Genomic DNA, 23,299 nt, shown 5'->3' with positions numbered 1-23,299 from the left:
TTGTGTTGTCCTTTTTAACACGCTGAAGATTCTAAACTTCCACTTTTTCAACTTCGTTTAACGCGGAATAAAAATGATAGTAGGTAGCGCAGGAACCTTCGGATGAAACCATTGGTGCACCGAGGGGATGGGAAGGCTTGCAGGCAGTTCCAAAGTTGATGCAGTCCAACGGTTTTCTTAATCCTTTCATGATGGCACCGGCAATACAACTTTCATTTTCTTTAGTCTCTTTTAATGGTACATTAAATTTTTGGGTAGCATCGAAAGCTGCATACTTTTCTTTTACTTCCAGTCCACTGTGCGGAATAATATCCATGCCACGCCACATACGATTGCTTATTTCAAAAATTTCCTTGATAGCTTCCTGGGCAGAAAGATTACCTCTTTCACGAACTACTCTTGCGTATTGATTCTCCATTTTGTATTCGCCTTTTTCAAGTTGCCGTACCACCATTAATATTCCGTGCAACAAATCTATCGGTTCAAAACCGGTAACTACTATTGGCACTTTATATTTTTCTACGATAGGATAGTATTCACTGTTGCCCATAATGGTGCAAACATGACCGGCAGCTAAAAAAGCCTGAACAACGGTTTCAGGGTCGCTTAATAAAGCTTCCATAGCCGGTGGTACCAACACATGCGAAGCAATGATTGAATAATTTTTTAATCCCAATTGATGTGCCTGTATAACCGATAAAGCATTCGCAGGAGCAGTGGTTTCAAAGCCTACAGCAAAAAATACAACCTCCTTATCCGGATTTTGCTGCGCCAGATTTACCGCTTCCAGAGGCGAGTATAAGATGCGAACATCAGCACCTTCGGCTTTTGCCTGCAACAAGCTTTTTTCAGAACCTGGTACTCGTAGCATATCACCAAACGAACACATGATGATATTGCTTTGCTTAGCCAAAAAAACAGCCCTGTCAATGAGATGAGTTGGTGTAACACAAACCGGACAACCAGGGCCATGAACCATGGTAATTTCTTTAGGCAGCATCTGAAGCAGGCCGTACTTCACCAGACTATGCGTTTGCCCGCCACAGACCTCCATGATCGTCCATGGACGGGTGACTGTTTTTTTTATCTCATCCAGGTATTGTGCTGCCAAGACCGGGTCGCGGTATTCGGTTAAGTATTTCATGGGATCATTTTTGAAATGATATCATCACCCTGTTTTACTCTTTCTTCTTTTGTGATTTCATTATCTTCCGCAGTGTTATATAATTCATCCAGTTCATTCATTTGTTCTAAAAATTTGAGAGAGCTTTTGGCTTCTTCTTCATCAACAATGCTTATGGCTACACCTACGTGAACCAGCACATAATCGTTTTCTTTTGCATCAGGTACCAATTGTAAGTTAATTTCTTTAATAATTCCACCCAATTCCACTTTACCCATACTCATATAACCTTCTTTAAAAGGTTCGATTGATTTTATTCTACCGGGAATGGCTAAGCACATGTTGTTTAAATATGAATGATGAAATATGAGTTATGAAATTGAGTCATGATTAAATATGAGTTATGGTTAAATATGAATGATGAAATGTTATCAATGTAAATTACCAATTTTTAACGGTGTTGTTTCATATTTCATATTTATTATTTCATACTCATATTTATTATTTTTTCAGGTTTTGTTTGGAGGATAGAATTATACTCCTGATAATCTTTATTAGTTCGGTAGCATCATTTGAAAGGGAATGGTATTCTTCTTTGGTTAAATATTCTGTTTCGTATAAAAGCTCTATCCGGTAGATTACTTCAGAAGCTTCTTTTTGGGCTATTCCCATTTTATGAATAAAATCCATTTTACTCTCCGCATTATGAGCTTCTCTTACATTTGCTCCTATTGATGTTCCCGACCGAAGCATTTGTTTGCTCAAAACGTATCTCTTTTGATTTCACAGAGTATTTTATATTGCTTAACAATCTTAATCGCAAATTGAAAAGATTTAGTAATGATTATATTTTCTTTCATGTTAAGGGAGTTTGACTATTTTATTTCATCATTCATATTTCATATCTCCTATTCCATATCTAACCAACTGTCCGAAAGAAATGTTTTCATCATTTGGAGATAGTTCCCTGTTGAAATATAGTTGATATTGAACTCCAAGTATTCTAATCAAGAGGTCAACCAATAATCCATTTTGAAAAACGCCTCCGCTGAAACAGATTTTATGAAACGGTAAACCTAACTGGTCTTCAAGAACTGTTAGGTTTTGCGTCGCAACTTTTTTAACTGCCAAAATAAGTTGTACATGAAACCATGCAGCTATTTCAGATTTCTCCTTTCCTGTATTAATCTTTCTTATAATTTCTTTTATTAATGTTTGAGTTGATAAACCGCTCTTCCATACATCTTCCTCTAACCATTCGTCAGGAATGTTTAGTCCGCTTTTAAAATAATGATGCGCTTCTTCTTCCAGCAGCATGGCAGCTTCGCCTTCAAAGCTTGCCTTATCAATCAGACCAAGCAGCGAAGCAACTGCATCAAATAATCGCCCAATGCTGGAAGTTTTGAGTTTATTTTTTTTAACTAGTTGATGATAATTCTTCCATTCTTCCGGTGAGAATTTTGGTTGAAGAATAGATGTTGCTTCTTCCATTTCATGACAAAGAGAAAAAGCTGATAGCCTTGGTTCGGTTGCCATCATATCACCAAGGAAATAATTGAAATAATCAAAATGAGTGAACCTTATAAAGCGATGTTGATGATAAACAAAAAACTCTCCGCCCCAAATTTGTCCGTCGTTTCCAAAGCCTGTTCCATCCCATATTACGCCAAGTATGGGTGCCTGCTTATTGATTAAATTATGCTCACCTAATACCGAAGCAAAATGCGCTTCATGGTGCTGCACTGCGACCAATTCGTTATTCCATTTCGTTGCAAGTTGTTCTCCAAATTGTGAAGTAAAATAACCGGGATGTTTATCTATTAAAAAAACTTGGGGTTGTGCCTGAAAGAGGTGCAGAAAATGATGAAGTGCTTTTTCATAATTTTTTTGTGCATCATAATTATCTGTGTCGCCCAAGTATTGGCTGATATGAATGTTTTGTTGATGCAGTAAAGTAAAGGTGCTCTTTATCATAGCACCTGCTGCTATTATAGGTTTTTCAGTAAGTGACAATTTTTTATTGAGATAAAATGGAGCAAAACCTCTTGCACGTCGAAGCATTATTCGGTGTTGGAAGTAATGGCTGTATGTAACCACACTGTCATCCTGTGGCGCAATAATTTCACGGTTATGAACCAGTATATAATCAGCAATAAAATTCAGATTAAACAGTGCCTTTTCATCTTCAAAAGTTATAGGTGCATTGCTGATGTTTCCACTAGTGGCAACAATTGGCTTTTTGAATTGTTGAAGCAGCAATTCGTACAGGGGAGTGTAAGGAAGCATCACTCCAACTCTTGAAAGACGCGGCGCAATTTCATGTACTGCAATAGTTGAAGGGCTTTTATTTTTTAAGTGCAAGAGCACAATTGGTGCTGCTACACTTTTTAACTCAGTAATTTCTGCTTCATTCAAGTAAACCTCCTCTTCTAAAGAAAGAATATCAGGAAACATCAATGCAAATGGTTTTGCCGGACGATGTTTCCCGGATCGTAATTCTTTTATGGTGTTTGCATTTGTTGCATCACATGTGAGCAGGTATCCACCGATACCTTTAATCGCCACAATCTTTCCATCATTCCAGTATTCACATATCTTCTGGATGATATTTTCTTGGTCGTTCTCAATAGGAGCTTTTCTGTTATCGAATAACTTCATTACAACAGCGCAATTCGGACATGAATTGGTTTGTGAAAAATGCCTGCGGTTCATTGGATCACTATACTCCGCATTGCAGGTGGGGCACATTTTAAAAACTTCCATAACAGTATTTTCACGATCATACGGCAGATCTTTCATTATGGAATAACGGGGGCCGCATTGGGTACAGGTTGTGAAAGCATAGTTGTAACGACGGTTTGTTTTATTCTCAATCTCTTTCTTGCAATTCACACACACAGCAAAGTCAGGAGATATCAGAAGAATAGGATTGCCTGCTTTTCCGCTGGAAATAATTTTGAACCCTGAAAAAGTAAAGGGGGAAATTTCCTCAAGGATGTGGGAAGTAATATGAGATAACTGCGGGGCATTAATTAATATTTCTTTATAAAATTTTTTTGAAAGCACATTATCAGCATTGAACTCCATGTGAACTCCGTCATCTTTATTACTTACCCAACCGGATAGTTGGAATTTTTTGGCAAGCTGGTATATGAACGGGCGAAATCCAACACCCTGTACTTGTCCTGTGATGTGTATATGCCAGGTGCTGACTCTATTCAAAAATTAAGTATTAGAAATGCAAATTTGAATTATTACTCAACATTTTTATTTCCTCTTCAGCCTCTGCTGTTAAATACGGAATCAACAACGACCAGAGATCGGTGATAAAATCTTCTTCACGCAAATGGTCAAGCCCTTTTATTTGCCGGGCATACATCCAATTATCCATCGTCATCCAAAAAAGCCACGCCAGCTGATTGTATTGCCCCTCCTTAACGGGTAATTTAAAAGTATTTCTGTCCACATTAAAATTGAACATCCATTCTATCTGCTGTATCTGCCAGGTAATATGTTGCTGATGTTTTTCTTTTATGGAAGGATAGGCACGCAACACCTCCAGTGTATCCAGGTAAAAGAACAGGTAGTGTTTCTGGCATTGAAAAATACCCCGCAGCTGCCGGTTAATATCTTCAAACAGATAGGCCATTCTGAATTCATATAATGATGTTTCCTGAGTTTCCTTTAACTCGTCATACAGAACTTCGACAATATTCTCTTTGTGTTTAAAATGATAAGCTAAGTGCCCTACGCTAATACCACCAAAATCAGCAATATGCTGCAGACGTACATTTACAAAACCATTATTGTTAAACAGCTTGAGAGCCCGGTTCATTATATATGATTTTGTATGTTTCACTTTTTATCTACTAAAAAGGTGATATCTGATTTACGATTAAAAGGTAAACAACATTTAGAAAATCTTTTCTAAAAATATCTTGCTTTTAGTAAAAATATGCTTTTAGCTTTATTGAAATTACCAATATGGTTTCCTTACAACAAGCATCAAACGGTAAAGACTTTCCACAGCCTCCATTCAATACCAATGGCACTTCACAGCCAACATTGCAGGCAGATGCTCTTGATGAAATACATGTTTTCTGGCTGGCGGGTATGAGTTGTGATGGCTGCTCTGTTTCTACTGTAGGCGCTACCGCTCCATCTGCGGAAGCCCTAATGACGGGCAATATGCCGGGTTTGCCACGAATTAATTTACATCATCCTGTTTTATCAGTTGAAGCTGGTGATGAGTTTATGGAGCCATTTCATTTAGCGATGCAGGGCAAGCTTGGAAAACAATTTGTGGTTGTTTATGAGGGATCAATTCCTGATGAAAGAAAAAATGATGAGAATGGTGGTTATTGGGTAGCATTGGGTAAGCGTATGGTGGATGGAGAAGAACAACCTTTTCCTACTGCAGATATGATGGCTTTGCTGGCGCCTTATGCCGCCGCTGTAATTGCCATTGGTACCTGCGCCACCTGGGGAGGAATTCCTGCGGCTGCAGGCAACGTAACCGGCTCAATGGGATTGATGGATTTTTTGGGAGAAAATTACAGAAGCACATTTGGATTGCCGGTGGTAAACATTCCGGGATGTGCACCACAGGGTGATAATTTTACAGAAACTGTTGCTGCTGTTCTAATGTTTTTGCAGGGCATTGGTCCTTTACCGGAGTTTGACAGCCTCGGCAGACCAGCCTGGCTGTTTACTGATACCGTCCACCAAACGTGTACACGTGGCGGCTTTTATGAAGAAGGCATATTTGCAAAAAGCTTTGGTGACAAACAGTGCCTGGTTGAAATAGGCTGCTGGGGTCCCGTTGTTCAATGTAATATTAATAAGCGTGGCGCACTTAATCATGTAGGTGGTTGTATGAATGTGGGTGCGCCCTGTATCGGTTGCACCATGCCCGGATTTCCGGATAATTTTTCGCCATTTTATACAAAGCCGCCGGGCACTATTGTTTCTTCAACAACCTCAAAAACTACGGGATATTTTATTCGTAACCTGCGGAGATTTTCTATGATGTATGCAAACAGAAGTGTTATCTGGAATAGAAATAACCATGTACCTTCAGGTTGGGGGCATGTGGAAGAAGCAAGCACATTGCAAAAAGTAGCGCATTATTTTTATAGCAAAATTCAGTTTCACAATAGTGTGCGTCCCGGTTCTAAACCAAAAACTCAAAAGGCTTCCAAAGAAGCTATGAAAGAAGTAAAACAAAAATAGTATGAACGATGCAACATATTGGAATGAGTTTTACATTGGACTTGCAATAGCAGGTGCCATTGTATTAATTGCAGCAACGCTGCTCATTCTTATACTGATTGCTGCAAGGCGAATTCTAAAACTTGCACAAGCTGCATTGGGCATCGTAATCAATATCAAACAAAATACCCTAAGCATCTGGGAACTTCAAAACACAAATCATACAGCTATTGATATTTTGAATGAAGCTGATACTATTTTAAGTAATGCCGGCGCTGTAGCAACTGCATTACACGAAACTGAAAAACAATCGTAATGCAAAATGTAAGTGAAGAAGCAATCACAAATGTTTGGGTAATTAGCCTCGTATTGGGACTGGTTGTTACCATTGTTGTAGCCATCCTGTTAATTCTTATTCGCAATACGGCAAGAAAAATTTTAGCAGGAGTACATATGATATGGACGGAAGGAAAATTAGTTGCAAACAACACCATTCAGATACCAATTTATTTAACGGTAACCAACCAGGTGGTTTCAAAAATTTATAACACCGCTGTAAAAATTATTGGAGGCGCGGCAGCTATTGAGCAACATGCAAGCCATTGTCCCGGCTGTCCTGCATGTGTATTAGAGCATAATAAAACAAAATAAAATGTACACGCAATTAATGATATTAACTGTTTTACTTGTCTTGCTTTTTGTTGGCGCATTAATCTATTTTGTTATCGGCATTCATCATTTACTTGTGAATATTGGGGGTAATGGAAACAGTTTTTTAGCCAAGTTAAGATTAGGATTACGAGCTATAGAAACAGAAACGGGTCACCTGCCTGTGCAGGTTACTAAACTCAATGAAACATTAACCAATACAGGCGCCGGATTAAAAGTAGTGAACGGACATTTAGAAGGAACCATTCAGGCGGCACTAAAACAAAAAATCATTTAATTATGCCAACCATCGTTTATATTCTTTGGATAGTTGTGTTAGCCGTGGCGCTTATCTTATTTCCTTTTATTGTAAGGCTGCTGCATAAAACATTTATGGCTGCAAAAAATATAGAAAGATATTTAAGAGAGATGAAAGAAGCGGGTTTGGGAATTGCAGGAAACACAGGTTATATTCCTGCATTAGACAGTACAATAGAAGTGGCTGTTGATATTTTGGACAGTGCCGGAAAAATAAACAGTAACGCCGAAACCATTGAAGTAACCATGGCCGAAAGAGCCGCAAAATTTAATTGATATGGGAGATTATTTATTCATAGCCACCATTATTGTAGTTGTACTTGTTGTACTGGTACTGGTTATATATCTTACCGGGGTTATCATTTATTTATTTAGGGGTGCAGCGCATTTAAAAGCATTGGCTGGCGGCTTACAAAAAATAGAAAACGATACTGCGCCATTGGCAGAAAAGCTAACGACTATTAATGGTGCATTAGGTACATTGCATGGAGGCTTGTCATCAGTAAATCAACATCTTGCTGCTATTGCAGGAGTTTTAAAATTGTAAACAAAAAATTATGTGTTTTAAAAATCTTCCAATAGAATTTGATGAAAATGGCGTAGCTACTTTAAAAGAAGGAGTAACAAATCCTTATTCATACGAAGTTGTTGACCTGGGTAAACATGAGGATAAGCTCAAAGAGCTTTTAGGTAAGAACGGACATTTAAAAAACGTAGATTATGATCCGGTAACACGTATTGCCGGTGCACTTGCTTTTCACAGTGTTGTTGATCTTGAAAATAAAAAAGTTATTTCTTCCAATTCAATGGCAACATTATTCCGTGGATATGAAATTATTTTAAAAGGAAGAAGCCCACTTGATGCGGCTTATATCAGCAGCCGTGCATGTGGTGTTTGCGGAGGTGTGCACTCAACCGTTTCTGCCCTTGCTATTGAAATGGCGCTGGATATAAAGCCGCCGCCATTAGCAATAGTAATGCGCAACATGTTGCTTGCATTGGAATATTTATACGATCATCCATTGCATTTATTTCTTCTTTCTGGTCCGGATTATTCTGAGCAATTAACCAGCGAAACAAATCCTGAAATTGTTGAAAAAGCAAAAACAACTCCTGCAAAAAACAAGGCGGTTCATGGTTATGAAAAGATGATCGATATTATGCATGACCTTAATCCCCTTACAGGGAAGTTATATATTGAAGCTTTGGAAATGACTCGTGTTGCCCGTGAAGCTTATGTATTGATCGGTGGTAAATATCCACATCCGCAATCGGTTATCCCGGGAGGGCTTTCTGTGACTATGAACATAACTGTATTGAATGAATTATATCAACGCCTGATAAAATTCTTTGACTACGGGCAAAAAGTAGTTGGGCTTTGGGATGATGTATTTGATTTCTTTCTTGAATGTAATCCTGACTATGCAAAGGTAGGTGCCCGCCCTGCAACCATGATAGAGACAGGAGTTTGGGATCACCCTGATTATTATGATGCTACTTTTAAAAATTGTGATACATGGGGCAATGCACGCTGGTCAACCCCGGGAGTTTTGGTTGATGGTGAATTAGTAACTACAAGTCTTAAACAGATTAATGCAGGGCTTGAAGAATTTGTAGAACATTCTTATTACGAAAAATGGGAAGGACAACGTTTTAAAACAGATATAGAAGGAACACCATTAAGTCCCAATCATCCATGGAACAAAGAAACCATTGCCAAGCCTGGCAAACAAAGCTGGCGTGACAGATACACATGGGATACGTGCCCCACATGGGATCGCAATAGCGTAGAGGCAGGTGCTTATGCCCGTTTGTACATTACTGCAAAAGCAAATAAAGTTGTATCCCGGAGATTTGTAGAGCCCACAGGGCACAGTATGAAACTGCATATGCCCAAGCATAATTTACCTGCTGCTGAAATGGAATGGCACATTCCCGAAGTATGGAATGCTTTTGAACGCAACAGGGCAAGAGCTTTCTGCATTCCTTATTCTGCCTTGGTGGCGCTGGACAACTGGTACATGGCCCAAGACCTAATGCGCAAAGGCGAAACCAGCATGAGCACACCTTTCACAATTCCTAAAAAAGGTACACAAATAGGCGTTGGTTTTTGGGGTGCCGGTCGTGGCTTTTTAACGCATCATCTTATTATTGATGATGGCGCCATTTCCAATTACCAGATACTTACCCCATCCTCATTAAATGCATCTCCTAATACACCCTGGGGCACTCCCGGTCCCTATGAAGAAGCTGTATTAAATACACCCATCCTGGAAAATACAGATATCAATAATCCAGACAAAAAATTTAAGGGCATTGATATTTTACGAGCCATTCGCAGCTTCGATCCGTGTATGCCTTGCACTACACATATACAGGTGGAGAACAGCGATTACATGGTAACGAGGGAGGTGACTACTTGTGCTTGCGGGTTGGAGTAAGTAAGAAACTTTATGAAAAAAGATTTTTCACGCATCATCTTTGCAAAAATATACATGTAAAGAATTTGAAGCAGAGACTTCTAATGAGTTACAGAGCCGTTGACAGATAAACTTTATGATACCGCTGTAGGCATGGGCGTAATTGGCAAGCCTTATCGGATTTTATTTAACCTCCTTTGATTGTTTTCGTATTTGTTTCGCTACCAATTCAGGAGATTCCACCGGAAGCAAATTCCCCGTACCCTGAACCTCTGCAAAACTTGCTGAAGGAAATTGCTAAACAAATTCAGCATGAAGAAAAGCAGTTGATAGCCTGGCATCTTCACCACCGCTAATCACTGAAACAGGTAGATCAATATCAACCATCTTACCTGAAATATCTTCATGACTGCCGATATCAATCCAGGCATTCCATGCATGATGAAGCCTTAAGGTTATCTGCAATTAAACTATGAACGACTGAATCGGGCAGAGGTTTAGCTGCTGTTTTGTTTATTATTTTTTCTAATGCAGTTCTATCTCCATAAGCTTCTTGCAATTGCTTACGTTCCTTATCTTTTAAAGGCTCAGGAGTAGCAGGCGAAGGAGCAATAAGTATCTTCCGCTTTCAACATAATACAATTCATCTGCCATCTATACCTCCACTTTTAATCTTGCTTCACGGTCGGTAACTTCAAACAATTCCCCATGAGGGAATATTGTTATCTGCCCATATTCTTCAAGCAGCATTTTATATGCAGCAGCAACAGGCCGTGGCTCACGGTCTAAATCATAAAGTCCACAGGCATTAACTGTATTGTTTTTTTGCGCTAAACCTGTGTCCCAATCAATCTGATCTATTAAACTATACCAGGTGAAACCCAATACAGGCACACCATCGGCTCTCATTTTTAATATGTTTATCCATTGTTTCCAAAGCCATTTCGGAGCTTCCTCAGAATCGAAAGTATTTGTTTCAGTATGCATCACCGGCTTTTTGTACCTCTGGTAGTAATCATGTGTTATTTGATACCAGCCCATAACATCTTCAGCTGTAGAAATACTATTGTCAGGTTTAATAATTTTTTCATTACGGCCATAATAATCATTTCCCATCACCTGGTAACCCGGCGGCTCACCTTTCATAAACCAATCATATTCTTCCCTGGTTAACCCGTTATCCATAAGATAAATAAATACATCAGCATCCGGCGGGTAGCCATACAGCAGGTCTAAAGAAATGAGCCGTTGTTTATTCATAAGTTTCACTTCCTGCGACTGATCAGATTTTGCTTCATGTGTAAATTCTGCAGTCTCGCTTTGAATAATTATGGCATCAGGTCTCTGCTGCGCAATACTGTGCGTTGCTAAAATACTTGCTGCAACAAGGTGCTTCATTGCAGTTACAAAACCTTTATCAGTTTTTAATTGCTCATTCCATGCGCCATCTTTTGCACTCATTTTTGCAGTAACATAAATTTCATTTACAGGAGTATAATACCGCACCCAGGGATAACGCCGGGCAACAGCTTTTGCATAATTAGAAAAATGAATAGGCAACTCCGGGTTTTGAAAACTGCCTAACCAGTCAGGTAAACCAAAATGCAGCAGATCCAATATGGGCGTGATCTTCAGGCGCTTCATTTCTCTCATTACTTCATCTGCAAAACTCCAGTCGTATCTGCCTTCACCACGATGAATTGTATAATATGGCAAGCCATAACGCAATACTTTTATACCAAGATTTTTTACAAGCTGCAAATCTTTTTTCCAGTATTTATAATGTCCGCATTCTTCCAGTTGATCACGGCGGATTTTTCCGTTATCAATTGTTGGATAAGAACATTCAATGCCCGTGGCAAACATAAAATTGCCCGGCAATCCGTCAGGCATTCCGCTTCCCGATTGCCCTGTTGCGCCACCATGTTCATCTCCGGAATAATTGCTGTTACCCCGCTTCTTTTTAACGATGTTGAGAAAACTACTTTTTTTCATAATTAAAATTTTATCGATTATGGCATTTCCGCTAAACCTCTAAACTTTCTAAACTTATCTATGTTTCATTTTATCTAAAAAACAATCAGCAATCCTTAATGAGAGAGCCATAATAGTTAGCGCAGGATTAGCGCTGAGAGCGCTCGGAAAAACAGAATTATCGGCAATGAAAAGATTTGGAATATCAAAGCTTTTCCCCTCGCTGTTTACCACTGCTTTTTGCTGATCGTTCCCCATCCGGCATGTACCAATAGTGTGTGCATTTCTGTTGTACGACCAAATATCATCAGCGCCTGCGGCACTCCATATTTCACGCAGTATCTTTTCCGCATGAATATTTAAACGGCGTTCATTTTCTTCAATTGAAAAATATATTCTTGGTTTAGGAAGCCCGCGGCTATCCATCTCATCAGAAAGCTCAAGATAATTATTTGGATATGGCAGGCAATCGCCAAGAATATTTATGCCGGCTGTATGATTATAGCCACGCATACATTGCAGCAGCGCTTCTCCCCATAATCCTCTTGCCCGGGCTACCTGAGACGCATAAGTAACGGGCATCACACCAATTGACTGGAGCAAATATCCCCCTGCAAAATCTGCATCTTTTGGCCGGTGAGTATCTTCTGAAATTAAACCGCCGGGAATACCTTTATATGGTCGTATATCTTCTTCAAATTGTCCCCAAACCTGCATGCCGGTATGCGCCATAAAATTCTTACCTACTTCTCCGCTGGAATTGGCAATGTTATTTATGAGAAGCAAACGGGGCGTTTCAATTGCTCCTGCACATAAAAAAACATTTTTACATTTTTGTCTTTGCATTTTGCCGTTGAATGAATAAACAACAGCGGAAATATTATCCGAATTATTAAGTTCAAACTCTGTAACAAAACTTTTTGACCGCACTTCTGAACCATGATAAACAGCCAATGGAATATAGGTTACATCCATATTTGCTTTTGCACCTATTGTACAACCTGCCTGGCAAAATCCACGATTAGTGCAGGCTGCACGCCAGCCAATATCTTTTTGAAAATAGGGAGCAGAAAGCGCTGCATTTGCTGCAGGAGAAGTTTTAATATTGAGCTTATCACATCCGCGTTTCATTAATTGTGCAGCTCCGTTTAATGGTAATGGTGGGAGCGGATATGATGACTTATGTTTGGCTCCCCATAAATAATCAGCCGGACCCGATACACCAAGAAATTGTTCTATTTCATCAAAATATTTTTCTAAATCATTATACCCGATTGGCCAGTTTACACCTACACCAAAATCTGAATACAAATGAAAATCGTCCGGTTGAGGACGGGGCACATAAGCGGTATAATGCAATGTTGAACCACCCACTCCAATGCCGGAATTATTATTTCCAAAATGAAGAGGATCTTCCCCGGCACTTAACCGTTCATCTGTCCAAAAAAGTTTAGCCTGACTAACTTCATCAGTAGCAAAATCTTTTGAAGGTTCCCAATGTTCTCCTGCCTCAAGTGCAACAACTTTTAATCCTGCTTTTGCCAAACGTGATAAAAGCGGTGCGCCGCCTGCGCCTGTTCCAATTACAACAGCATCCACTATTTCATTTTCAGAATATAATTTCATAGGTAGCCGTTTCTCCTGATTATCAGCTTCAATATTATTATTGTTTGCGAAGTGCTGTTTATTATCACATTATTTATTTAATGCTTTGGGCTCCCTTGGTTCCAATTCATTTAACCCAATCTTTTGCCATCCGTTTGCATCAGCCATTGCAACTTCGCCAATCTCTTCTTTCGCTTGGGGGTGGCTGTAATATATTTCAACAAGCTGTGCAAGCAGCTCTTCAAAAAAAAGGTTTGAAGGTATTGTCTGCCAGGTTTTACCTGGAGCAAGATCCTTCTGTATTGAGTGTAAAACCTTGTCTTGGTTGGTTATATCAAGTAGAATAAAAGGAGCATCAAACATTAGCTTTGATGTTTCTTCTATACCCTGCATTCCTTTTATGAATGCTTCATTATCCGGGGGCATTTGATTGTAACGCCATCCATTACCTTCACCTTTAAAAAGCATTTCATCTAAAAAACCCGGTAAATCAACTTTATGTAACCTGTTGGGCTGAGGTATCAAGCGTTCGCAAATGTGGCGAAGTGTTACGAACATTTCTTTATTAAAAAAACAAGGGTTTATTATTTCTTTTTTTTGAAGACGTCCATTCAAAATATCACGTGTTTGAGGTGTAACAGAATCTGTATTAAGTAGAGCACGTACAGAACCCGGTGGATAAAAATCGTTTCGCATATTTAATCGCTTGATAGTTTTCCGCCGGTAACTTCAATGCAACTGCCGGTAATAAAGCTTCCATCATCAGAAGCAAGAAGAATATAAGCAGGTGCTAATTCTTCCGGCTGCCCAGGCCGCATCAAAGCCACTTCATGACCAAAATTTTCTACTTCTTCAATTGGCATAGTGCCCGGAATATTGGGAGTCCAAACCGGACCAACAACAATACAATTGACACGAATGTCTTTTTCTCCAAGATTTAACGCAAGAGATTTTGTAAAAGAATGTATAGCGCCTTTACTTGATGAATAATCAATCAAAATAGCGATTCCGGTTTTGCCTACAATACTGCCGGTATTGATAATGGAATCACCTTTATGTAAATGAGGTAAGGCAGCCTGCGCCATAAAAAAGTAACCGAAAATATTTGTTTCAAACGTGCGCCGCAATTGTTTTTCAGTAATATCTTCAAACTTTTTCTGCGCCATTTGATAAGCTGCATTATTTACAAGAATATTTAGTTTGCCAAATTCTTCTACTGTTTTTCTAACCGCTTCTTTGCAATCTGAGGAGTTGCGGACATCACACTTTATCAATAAACATTTTGTATTATTTTTCTCACACAATGTTTTTGTTTCATTAGCATCATCATCATTTACATTGTATACAATTGCAACATTTGCTCCTTCCATTGAAAATCCTATAGCCACTGCACGCCCTACACCGGAATCTCCTCCGGTAATAATTGCAACTTTGCCTGAAAGCTTTCCTGCAGGTTTGTAATTAGATAAACTGCTTTCCGGTAAGGGATCCATTTCTGATTGTTTAGCAGGATACGGTAGTTTTTGTCCCTTAAATTCTTTTGCTTTTGAATATTCTTTCATGTTATCATCATTTTATTTACATCTTATCTCTTCATCAATCTTAATAATTATTAAAAGTATTGCTATTATAAAATGAAATTATCACAAGAGTATAACGTTTATATGCTTATTGTTTTTATGAATTATTATGGAGCGGCGCATGGTAACTTGTGATAAATAAAACTAATAATGACAACTTTTGGGTACCAGGCATCGCATGAGCAATTTGCCCCGGGCAAATTAATTGTGCTTTCCAAACTTGCTGAAGAGGCGGGCTTTACATCAATAAATGCATCAGATCATTTTCATCCCTGGAGTGAAAGGCAGGGACAAAGCGGCTATGTTTATTCCTGGCTTGGTGCAGCATTACAAGCAACTACAATACCATGCGGAGTTGTTACCGCACCGGGACAAAGGCAGCATCCGGCAATTATAGCACAGGCAGCCGCAACACTTTCTGAAATGTTTCCCAATCGTTTTTGGATGGCCTTAGGCACAGGCGAGGCGCTTAATGAAAAAATTACGGGGGAAAAATGGCCTGCAAAATCAATCCGTAATCAACGTTTACTGGAATGCTTTGATATTATTAAACGCCTGCTGAATGGTGAATTGGTATCTCACTCCGGGCATGTAACAATTGAAAATGCAAAACTATATACGTTACCAAAATATCAACCTTTACTTTTAGGTGCTGCGCTTACCCCTGAAACTGCGGAATGGATGGGCAGTTGGGCGGAAGGATTATTAACCGCACATAAGCCAATAAATGAATTAAAAGAAATAGTGAACGCATTTAAGAAAGGCGGTGGTGAAGAAAAGCCCGTTTATCTGCAGGTTCAGTTGGGCTATGGTGAAGATGAAGAGAAACTTGCAGCAGATGTTTTTCATCAATGGCGGACAAACATTTTTCCCGGTAAGGTAAAAGGTGATTTATGGAAAGTAGAGCAATTTGATGCACTTGGGGAGTTTGTAACAATTGAAAACATTAAAAAAAAGATATTGGTTTCTTCCAATATTCAGCAACACATTGATAGTTTAAAAGAATATACCGAATTAGGATTTGAAAAAATAATTCTTCATAATGTAGGCAGAAACCAGGAAGAATTTATTAATGTATTCGGAGAAAAAGTTTTACCAAAGTTGAATACTCTGTAGCTATTCAGTTTCTTCAACCGGGTATTTTGGTATCTCTTTATAATCTTCGGTTTGCTTCATTATCCTTTTATCTTTCCATTGCTGATACAATTTTCCTGCGGTTAACATAGCTATTGGCGGCGCAACAAAATAGACCCACAAATGCTCCCATTTATTGCCAGCAAGTGCGGCAGCGAATGACCGTGCAGGGTTAAGGCTCATACCTGAAAATGGCATTTCTATAATTATATACAAAGCAATCAATGCACCTGATATTATTGCTACATATTTTTCAATTTTTTTTGAGCTGCCGGCTATTAATAATGTAAGCATCAGTATAAAAGAAATAATAAACTCGGCTATTAAAGCACTCATTGTTCCATGCGGTGGTTTTGGTTCGGTAATAGCAAAATTTATCAATGGGTGTGCAAACAATTTTCCCATCGTAAATTTTAAAAGCAGAGCGGCAGCGCTTGCGCCGGCAAATTGAGCAATTGTATACCATATAGCATCACGCTTATCAATTTTACCAAGCCTGAAAAAAGTCCATGTAACTGCCGGATCAATATGAGCACCGGATTTTTTGCCGGATAAAAGAACAACTATTGTAATGTATGCACCGAGGATAATTCCTAATGGTATTCTGCGAAGGACAGCATGATTACCTAATTCACTTTGCATAACAGGCAAATCAGGATGTTCAAGAAGGATTGTTAAAAGGCCTGCGATGATAACAAAACCTCCTAACCCAGCAGCTTCCATAAGATATATCTTCCAATGCTTTTTAGTACTTTCAATCATTTTTACGGACTACGAAATGTCTCCATCTCAAACAACTTGTGAACTTGTGAACGGTGAAGGAACAAAAACTTCATTGAAAAGAATGCAGATTAGATTTATGAAAAAAGTCTTTATTGGCACAGTCGGTTATCACAACCTGTCAAATCATTCAATTGGCTCCGCATTATTACCTAAACTCCAAAAAATGAATTGGGGTAAAGGGGTTGAAGTGGATGAACTTAATTGGGGACCAATTGCTATTGTACAAAAGTTCCAATCATTACCCACACAATACGATCGTGTAATTCTTCTTTCGGCGATTGAAAGACCAGGCAGGAAAATCGGTGACATCACAGTTTTTAAATGGAAAGGTAAATTGCCCGATGAAGAGTTAATACAACGCTGTATTGGCGATGCTGTTACCGGCGTTATTTCCGTAGAAAATTTATTGATCATCGGAGAATATTTTAAAATATGGACGGGTGAAACTTTTTTTGTAGATGTAGAGCCAGGTGCTGAAGAAGCAGGAGAAAGTTTTACAGAAGAAATGCTGCAGGCAGTCCCTCTTGTGATAGAAACACTGCAGCAACTTTCTAATACAGAAAGTGCAGAATTGATTAATTTTAAACCGCTATTTGGTGATACTTTAATTGAAGCCAATGCCTGAAAGAAAAAATGATACAAATCAGCAAGCAGTCGATGTCCTGTTCTGGAGGGAAGAAATTCTCCAGGTATTGTATTGGATGGAAGGGGAAGGATTAGCCGATGCAGTTCCTTTCAACCGATTAATGGTTTTATTAAATACTAAAGCTGATAATCTGTTATTTCATCTTCAAAAAAATATAAAAGCAGGTTACTTGAAAACTGAAGATGAAAAATTAAGTGAAAGCAGTTGTATTAAATTAACATCAGTTGGGAAAAAGGAAGCCGGAAGTATTTTCAGGAACGCGTTTGAAGGAATGCAAAAAGCAGGTCACGGGGAGTGCGGACCAGATTGTGAATTTTGTTATCACGAAGGTGAAAAACTGGAAGACTGTGTTCATAACTGTGCCGACAGTCATCACCATCATTAATATAAATGGATAGCATTTTTTTATCGGATACAGAGTATGAACAGCTCGCTTCACAAACGGAAGACCTGATTGCCCAGGTTGATGATCTTCCCTATCCCAAAGCAAAAGAGGATTTTCAGGAGCTGCTACAGAATTTTGATATGCTTCATCGTGAAGCACTAACCAGGCTTTTTAAGGAAATAATCATTAATTATCCGGACCTGCAAACCAAAATGAAAAGTGATAAAGCTGTCAATTTATTATTCAGCCTGTACGACCTGTTTCACACCGAAATCCAAAATGGAATATTAGCACAGGAAATATTAGCCGGGAATAATGGTAACAGAAGCGATAAGTTTCCCCTTTGGCTGCCTATAGGAAAATTACAAGTGCTTAAAGAAAATATTGCATACCGATTTTCTGAAGAAGGGGAAAATATATTGATTTGTAAAACGGAAGGTGGGGTGTATGCTGTCAAAAATTGCTGCGGATCTACTGCACTGCCATTGGATGGAGCAGTTATTGAAAAAGGTTTTCTTATGTGCCCGTGGCATGGTTGCAAATACCGTTTATCTGATGGAATCATGGAAGCGAATCCTCTTCAAAAGTTAAAAAGCTATCCGTTGACAATCAGTGATGGAGGAGAGATAAGAATAGGACTAAATATGTAAACCTTTACTCAGGTAAATTTTTTTAATACACTTCCCATGAATTTTAGGCTTAATAGCTTTGTCGTTGCTTTTTTGATAATTGCTTTAGAAGCTTGTAAACACCATGATACTATAGAACGCGCAGATCTGCCGGTTACAATGGACGACTCGTCGCGTGTGATTATTGACCGTGCAAATGTCTATGCCGGAGGTTTTAATACCTGGCAACAAAAGCGATCCCTGTCTTTTGATAAGAAAACTATAAGCTACGACAGTACAGGTGCAATTGTACGGGAGCTGAACCAGCATTTTGATTATGTCCTCCAGCCGGAATTTCATGCAAAGATTTCTTATGTGCTTCATGATACTGCGATCACTTTGATTCATGATGGCATGAAAGCCCGGAAGTTATATAACGGTAAATTATCCAGTAAACAAAAAGATATTGATGGGGCATGGAATTCTTGTTTTGGCTCGCAGTACGTCATGTGCATGCCCTATAAGCTCAAGGATCCCGGGATAAAAGCCGCATACGAAGGAATGGTAACCTTGTTAGATGGTGTTCCGGCACAAGTAGTAAAGGCTTCATACGTCAAAGGGGCCGGCAGCAATCCGGATAACGTATGGTATTATTTTTTTGAACCTGGCACAGGGAAGCTGCTTGCAAATTCACTAAATGGAAAATACAATTACTGGGATTACACACGATACGAAGGATTTGAAAAGTCTGGCGGCTTATTGATGCCTGTTAAACGGATAGGTTATACTGCTGATACTTTGAATAAACCATTGAGCAAAGTTTCAGAAATTACACAAAGCCATATTGTTTTCGATAAGAGATTTCGTGAGGACTATTTTCATATTCCGGATGTACCATAATCTTCCTAATATATTGATTGCCGGTGTAGGCAATGAATTAAGGCAGGATGATGCCTTTGGTGTTTTGCTGTCGCAAAAACTGCAACAGGAGGCTACGTTTCCCTCGTCAATAAAAGTTATGGAGATTGGATCGGGAGGTATTCATTTGGTACAGCAATTATTTGATCAGTATGATGTCTTGATTTTACTCGACATTGTAAAATGGGGAGGTCAGGCGGGTACCATTCATTTTAAGGAGGTAGAGGTAAAAGATATTGCACAACTGCCTGCTGCTGAACGAAATGAATTTCTATCAGATATGCATTATATTAATCCCCTGAAAGCTTTGATGATGGCGAAAGCAATGAATATTTTACCAAAGCACGTTCTCTTTTTAGGTTGCGAATCGGAGGAGTATGAAGAAATTGGAATTGGTGTTAGTATGGCTGTAAGCAATGCCATACCTGTTGCATTTCAAAAAATAGTGGACTGGGTTGAACATAACAGTATGGAGAATATATCACACAAATAACTATCTGCATATAATATTAGCTGGAAAGTTTTTTTTAAATTGGCATTCTTAATTAACAGGCACATGAAAACAAATACAAACGATCAGAATGATCCAAAAGAAAACGAAGGACTTTCCTGGAATGCTGATCTTGAGGTTAAGGACTTGGTGAAACCGATTGTTTTACGGAGAGTTCGTATTGCACAAGTGGCAGCGGTTTTGATATTGCTTGTGATTGCCGGTGGTTATTTTTGGGTACAATTTATGAAGCCCCCAACAGGATCGCAACTCGTAACCGGCATGATTAAGGCCTCAGGAGGAAAAGATGCATGGAACACCATTCACGACGGAAATTTTGTCCGCACTCACCTCCTATATAATGAAAAAGGAACGGTAATTAAAAAAGAATACGAAACATATTTTTTTAAGAACACAAGCTCAGGCCATGAGTTAATGATTAAATCGGTAACAGATGATGGAGCAAATGTGGTTGTAAGCAGAGACGGGGATGGGTATTGGGCTACAGAAGATAATCATATTGTGGATGCCCATGCAGAGGCTAAGAAATTTGAATTTATGTGCCATGAAGATCAGTGCGTTCCCTTGTGTAAATGTGAGATGGCGCTCTATCGCTTTTCACTTCCTTTTAAATTAACAGATCCTGGTGTGCAACCCAAGTTTGCCGGCACTACTACACTAAACGGAGAAAAAGCTTTAATGCTTGATGTAACATTCGATGCCAAGACGGGAAGTGACCGATGGGTTTTTTATGTGAATCCCCACAATAACCTGATCAGGAAAATAGAACATTACTCTTCACTGGAAAGTAATGAACAGCCCGAAGAAATTTTTTGGTCGGATTATAAGAGGGAGGGACCGATCACCATCAGTCATTCGAATAAAATTTACAGAAGTAACGGTAAGCTTTTGGAAGAGTATATAATCTCCGATGTGCATTTCAATTCATCAATTTCTGATAAATTTTTCTACCGGCCGTCTCAGGTAAGTAAGTTGAGTTTTTGATTGGCACTTACCTTTTTATTAAACCTAATATAAAGCCAAATAATTTAATTTACCCTATGGGTGATACGAAATCGTATTGGATAGCGCCTTTCTTATCCGGATTGTTTGGTAGTCCCGACAGGAATCGAACCTGTATCAAAAGTTTAGGAAACTTCTATTCTATCCATTGAACTACGGGACCAGGTACCGGGATTTTTGAGTCACAAAAGTAAAGGTTACTCACAAAGGTTTATAAGAACAAAACATTTTAATTCAGAGGGTTTCTTCTAAAATTCCTGTACATTATGCAAGGAGTCACTTTTTAGCAATCCGGAATAGTTATTTTAATGGATCATTTTTATAAATTCGTCTTCATCAATAATGGTAATCGATCCTAGCTTTTTCGCCTTCTCCAGCTTTGACCCGGCATCCTCGCCTACCACCAGGTAAGTAAGTTTAGAACTTACAGACCCTAATATTTTACCACCGTTTTTTTCAACCAGTTCCTCTGCTTCGCCACGTTTCATTTTTAGAGATCCTGTAAACAAAAAGGTATTACCAGACAATTTCCCATCAATGTTGTGCTCTTTTTTTATTTTACTCATAGTTACTCCCAGCAACCGTAACTCTTCCAGCATTTCCAGATTGGCCGGAGTTGAAAAAAATTCATAGATGCTGTCGGCTACTTTAGGGCCAATATCTTCCATACTCATAAGCTGGTCAAGGGACCATTCCTGCAATTCGGAAAGTTTATGAATCTGTCCGGATAATTTCTTGGCTGTTGTTTCACCAACAAACCGTATTCCCAAGCCGTAAATCAGCCGGTGAAGAGGTTGCTTTTTTGAGCTTTCAATGGCGTTTCTTAAATTATTTATTGATTTTTCTCTCCACCCTTCCCGTTCAGAAATTTTATCATAAGGAAGCCGATATATGTCTGGAATCGTTTTAATGTATCCTTCTTCTGTAAATTCAACGATGCTGGATATTCCAAGGCCACGGATATCCATAGCATCTTTGGAAACGTAATGAATCATGCGTTCAACAACCTGTGCCGGGCAATTAATATTAACGCAACGCCAGTTTGCTTCACTTTCCGGCTTGTATAATTGTTCGCCGCAGGAGGGGCAGTCCTTAGGAAAATGGATTTTTTTCTCATTACCGTTCCTCGCTTCACGTACCGGCATCACGATGTATGGTATTACTTCACCCGCCCGTTCAATCAGTACCCGGTCACCGAGACGGATATCTTTTTCAGAGATAAAGTCTTCATTAAACATAGAAATAGAAGAAATTGTTACTCCGGCAAGCTGTACAGGCTCCAGCTTTGCAACAGGTGTAACAGCGCCCGTTCTTCCTACCTGGAAATCAACCTTTTTTAGAATGGTAGTTGCCTGTTTCGCTTTGAATTTATATGCAATTGCCCAGCGGGGATGATGTGACGTATAGCCGCATTTCTTCTGTAAATTCAAATCATCTACTTTAATTACCAGTCCGTCTATTTCATATGTAAGGTCTTCCCTTTTCTTTTCAAATTTCTTGCAAAAATCTATAACGGCTTCTATTCCTGTCACTTTTTGAAGTTCGTTATGAGGTGTTTTAAAACCAAGCTGGTAAAGCATATCAATATTTGCAGAATGGGAACGAAGCCTGGTTCCAAACAGATCTTCGCCTGTTGCATCTTCGGCAAAGCTGATATGATACAGAAATGCTTCCAGTGTTCTTTCAGCTACGTCTTTAGGATTTTGCTGCCTGATGCCGCCGGAGGCAGCATTTCGCGCGGTTGCAAGCGGGGGAAGGCTCTCATCCACACGCTTTGCATTTAGTTTTTTAAATGATTCTTTATTGATCAGCGCTTCACCCCGGATTTCAATTTTGCTCACACCGTAATTAGAAAATTTAGCAGATAAAGGAATGGAACGAAGCGTTTTAATATTGTTTGTTATCTCTTCGCCCACGGAGCCATCGCCCCGGGTTGCGCCGCGTAAAAGAAAATCATTCTCATAGATAACAGAGATTCCGGCGCCGTCAAATTTGGGCTCGATACAATACGTAATATTTTTCTGGCCGGTAATATTTTGAACTCTTTTATCCCAGTCCATCAGATCAGTTGCATCATACGAGTTATCGAGTGAAAGCATCGGGACCAGGTGAGTTACTTCAGGAAATTCTTTTGTAAGTCCAAAAGAAACTCTTTGAGAAGGCGAATCACTTGTTATTAATTCAGGATGTCCCTTCTCAATGTTTTTTAACAGTGAGAAAAGCTGGTCGTATTCATAATCTGAAATTACCGGCTCGGACAATACATAATACCTCCAATCGTGATAGCGAATAATTTCACGCAAATCCTGAAGTACATCAGATTGATTTTTGGAACTGCTGGAAACTGCCTTTGCAACATTCAAAAGTTTTGCAGAATTATCAATTAATTTTTTTTGCTCTTCAGAAGAGTACATACATTCAACATTGAGTTTT

At 39.0% G+C, this 23,299-nt stretch carries 25 protein-coding genes, 1 tRNA gene and 1 pseudogene; 14 read left to right on the top strand and 13 right to left on the bottom strand.

Annotation, left to right across the window (positions count from 1 at the left end):
• Window positions 1-31: 31 nt before the first annotated feature.
• From hypD to H0W62_09205, 5 genes and pseudogenes are all read right to left on the bottom strand, one after another.
• On the bottom strand, window positions 32-1,144 hold the full coding sequence (hypD, locus tag H0W62_09225) for a hydrogenase formation protein HypD (GenBank protein MBA3648717.1): 1,113 nt from the start codon (window positions 1,142-1,144) through the stop codon (window positions 32-34).
• On the bottom strand, window positions 1,141-1,464 hold the full coding sequence (locus H0W62_09220) for a HypC/HybG/HupF family hydrogenase formation chaperone (protein ID MBA3648716.1): 324 nt from the start codon (window positions 1,462-1,464) through the stop codon (window positions 1,141-1,143). The genes hypD and H0W62_09220 overlap by 4 nt, the downstream gene beginning before the upstream one ends.
• Window positions 1,465-1,624: 160 nt before the next feature.
• Window positions 1,625-1,983: pseudogene (locus H0W62_09215) on the bottom strand (four helix bundle protein).
• A gap of 28 nt (window positions 1,984-2,011) precedes the next feature.
• A complete protein-coding gene (hypF, locus tag H0W62_09210; GenBank protein ID MBA3648715.1) occupies window positions 2,012-4,345 on the bottom strand; it encodes a carbamoyltransferase HypF in 2,334 nt (777 codons plus the stop codon).
• Between the two features lie 10 nt (window positions 4,346-4,355).
• Window positions 4,356-4,958, bottom strand: a complete 603-nt coding sequence (locus H0W62_09205; protein MBA3648714.1) for a TetR family transcriptional regulator — start codon at window positions 4,956-4,958, stop codon at window positions 4,356-4,358.
• Between the two features lie 149 nt (window positions 4,959-5,107).
• On the opposite strand from H0W62_09205, the gene H0W62_09200 reads away from it, so the two are divergent.
• The 7 genes from H0W62_09200 to H0W62_09170 are packed head-to-tail and all read left to right on the top strand — an operon-like array spanning window position 5,108 to window position 9,741.
• Entirely contained in the window at window positions 5,108-6,355 is a 1,248-nt protein-coding gene (locus H0W62_09200) for a hydrogenase expression protein HypE (GenBank protein ID MBA3648713.1), read from the top strand.
• Window position 6,356: 1 nt separating this feature from the next.
• On the top strand, window positions 6,357-6,650 hold the full coding sequence (locus H0W62_09195) for a hypothetical protein (GenBank protein ID MBA3648712.1): 294 nt from the start codon (window positions 6,357-6,359) through the stop codon (window positions 6,648-6,650).
• Window positions 6,650-6,985: a hypothetical protein gene (locus H0W62_09190; protein MBA3648711.1), complete on the top strand. Its 336-nt coding sequence runs from the start codon at window positions 6,650-6,652 to the stop codon at window positions 6,983-6,985. Before H0W62_09195 ends, H0W62_09190 begins: the two co-directional genes overlap by 1 nt.
• A 1-nt stretch (window position 6,986) precedes the next feature.
• Window positions 6,987-7,280, top strand: a complete 294-nt coding sequence (locus H0W62_09185; GenBank protein MBA3648710.1) for a hypothetical protein — start codon at window positions 6,987-6,989, stop codon at window positions 7,278-7,280.
• Between the two features lie 2 nt (window positions 7,281-7,282).
• On the top strand, window positions 7,283-7,576 hold the full coding sequence (locus H0W62_09180; protein MBA3648709.1) for a hypothetical protein: 294 nt from the start codon (window positions 7,283-7,285) through the stop codon (window positions 7,574-7,576).
• 1 nt (window position 7,577) lies between these two features.
• Window positions 7,578-7,847 carry a hypothetical protein gene (locus tag H0W62_09175; protein MBA3648708.1) on the top strand — a complete coding sequence of 90 codons (270 nt, stop codon included), beginning with the start codon at window positions 7,578-7,580 and terminating at the stop codon, window positions 7,845-7,847.
• A 10-nt stretch (window positions 7,848-7,857) separates the two neighbouring features.
• Complete coding sequence (locus tag H0W62_09170; protein ID MBA3648707.1) at window positions 7,858-9,741, top strand: nickel-dependent hydrogenase large subunit; 1,884 nt, start codon at window positions 7,858-7,860, stop codon at window positions 9,739-9,741.
• Window positions 9,742-10,017: 276 nt separating this feature from the next.
• Here H0W62_09170 and H0W62_09165 read toward each other — a convergent pair whose 3' ends face one another.
• The 5 genes from H0W62_09165 to H0W62_09145 form a co-directional block, all read right to left on the bottom strand.
• Complete coding sequence (locus H0W62_09165; GenBank protein ID MBA3648706.1) at window positions 10,018-10,185, bottom strand: hypothetical protein; 168 nt, start codon at window positions 10,183-10,185, stop codon at window positions 10,018-10,020.
• Between the two features lie 189 nt (window positions 10,186-10,374).
• The gene (locus tag H0W62_09160) at window positions 10,375-11,715 is read right to left on the bottom strand and encodes a glycoside hydrolase family 1 protein (protein ID MBA3648705.1); all 1,341 of its coding nucleotides are present in this window, start codon (window positions 11,713-11,715) and stop codon (window positions 10,375-10,377) included.
• 54 nt (window positions 11,716-11,769) lie between these two features.
• Window positions 11,770-13,320: a GMC family oxidoreductase gene (locus H0W62_09155; protein ID MBA3648704.1), complete on the bottom strand. Its 1,551-nt coding sequence runs from the start codon at window positions 13,318-13,320 to the stop codon at window positions 11,770-11,772.
• Between the two features lie 69 nt (window positions 13,321-13,389).
• A complete protein-coding gene (locus H0W62_09150; GenBank protein MBA3648703.1) occupies window positions 13,390-13,995 on the bottom strand; it encodes a gluconate 2-dehydrogenase subunit 3 family protein in 606 nt (201 codons plus the stop codon).
• 2 nt (window positions 13,996-13,997) lie between these two features.
• On the bottom strand, window positions 13,998-14,861 hold the full coding sequence (locus H0W62_09145) for an SDR family oxidoreductase (protein MBA3648702.1): 864 nt from the start codon (window positions 14,859-14,861) through the stop codon (window positions 13,998-14,000).
• A 168-nt stretch (window positions 14,862-15,029) separates the two neighbouring features.
• On the opposite strand from H0W62_09145, the gene H0W62_09140 reads away from it, so the two are divergent.
• Window positions 15,030-15,995, top strand: coding sequence for a TIGR03885 family FMN-dependent LLM class oxidoreductase (locus tag H0W62_09140; GenBank protein ID MBA3648701.1), 966 nt, complete (start codon window positions 15,030-15,032; stop codon window positions 15,993-15,995).
• Here H0W62_09140 and H0W62_09135 read toward each other — a convergent pair whose 3' ends face one another.
• Complete coding sequence (locus tag H0W62_09135) at window positions 15,996-16,736, bottom strand: aquaporin (GenBank protein MBA3648700.1); 741 nt, start codon at window positions 16,734-16,736, stop codon at window positions 15,996-15,998.
• Between the two features lie 127 nt (window positions 16,737-16,863).
• On the opposite strand from H0W62_09135, the gene H0W62_09130 reads away from it, so the two are divergent.
• The 6 genes from H0W62_09130 (at window position 16,864) to H0W62_09105 (ending at window position 20,848) form a co-directional block, all read left to right on the top strand.
• Window positions 16,864-17,421, top strand: coding sequence for a hypothetical protein (locus H0W62_09130; GenBank protein MBA3648699.1), 558 nt, complete (start codon window positions 16,864-16,866; stop codon window positions 17,419-17,421).
• On the top strand, window positions 17,414-17,827 hold the full coding sequence (locus H0W62_09125; protein MBA3648698.1) for a hypothetical protein: 414 nt from the start codon (window positions 17,414-17,416) through the stop codon (window positions 17,825-17,827). The genes H0W62_09130 and H0W62_09125 overlap by 8 nt, the downstream gene beginning before the upstream one ends.
• A 5-nt stretch (window positions 17,828-17,832) precedes the next feature.
• Window positions 17,833-18,477 (top strand): Rieske (2Fe-2S) protein, encoded by a 645-nt coding sequence (locus H0W62_09120; protein MBA3648697.1) that lies wholly within the window; start codon window positions 17,833-17,835, stop codon window positions 18,475-18,477.
• Between the two features lie 36 nt (window positions 18,478-18,513).
• Window positions 18,514-19,335, top strand: a complete 822-nt coding sequence (locus tag H0W62_09115) for a hypothetical protein (protein ID MBA3648696.1) — start codon at window positions 18,514-18,516, stop codon at window positions 19,333-19,335.
• Window positions 19,325-19,846 carry a hydrogenase maturation protease gene (locus H0W62_09110; GenBank protein MBA3648695.1) on the top strand — a complete coding sequence of 174 codons (522 nt, stop codon included), beginning with the start codon at window positions 19,325-19,327 and terminating at the stop codon, window positions 19,844-19,846. Before H0W62_09115 ends, H0W62_09110 begins: the two co-directional genes overlap by 11 nt.
• Before the next feature lie 63 nt (window positions 19,847-19,909).
• Window positions 19,910-20,848: a hypothetical protein gene (locus tag H0W62_09105; protein MBA3648694.1), complete on the top strand. Its 939-nt coding sequence runs from the start codon at window positions 19,910-19,912 to the stop codon at window positions 20,846-20,848.
• Between the two features lie 106 nt (window positions 20,849-20,954).
• Here H0W62_09105 and H0W62_09100 read toward each other — a convergent pair.
• A tRNA-Arg gene (locus H0W62_09100) sits at window positions 20,955-21,029 on the bottom strand.
• Window positions 21,030-21,171: 142 nt separating this feature from the next.
• Window positions 21,172-23,280: an NAD-dependent DNA ligase LigA gene (gene ligA / locus H0W62_09095; GenBank protein MBA3648693.1), complete on the bottom strand. Its 2,109-nt coding sequence runs from the start codon at window positions 23,278-23,280 to the stop codon at window positions 21,172-21,174.
• Window positions 23,281-23,299 lie beyond the last annotated feature (19 nt).

The organism is Chitinophagales bacterium (assembly GCA_013816805.1).
GTDB lineage: Bacteria > Bacteroidota > Bacteroidia > Chitinophagales > UBA10324 > MGR-bin340.
Note: the sequence above shows the minus strand (reverse complement) of the source record. Positions and strands in the feature narration are given on the sequence as shown.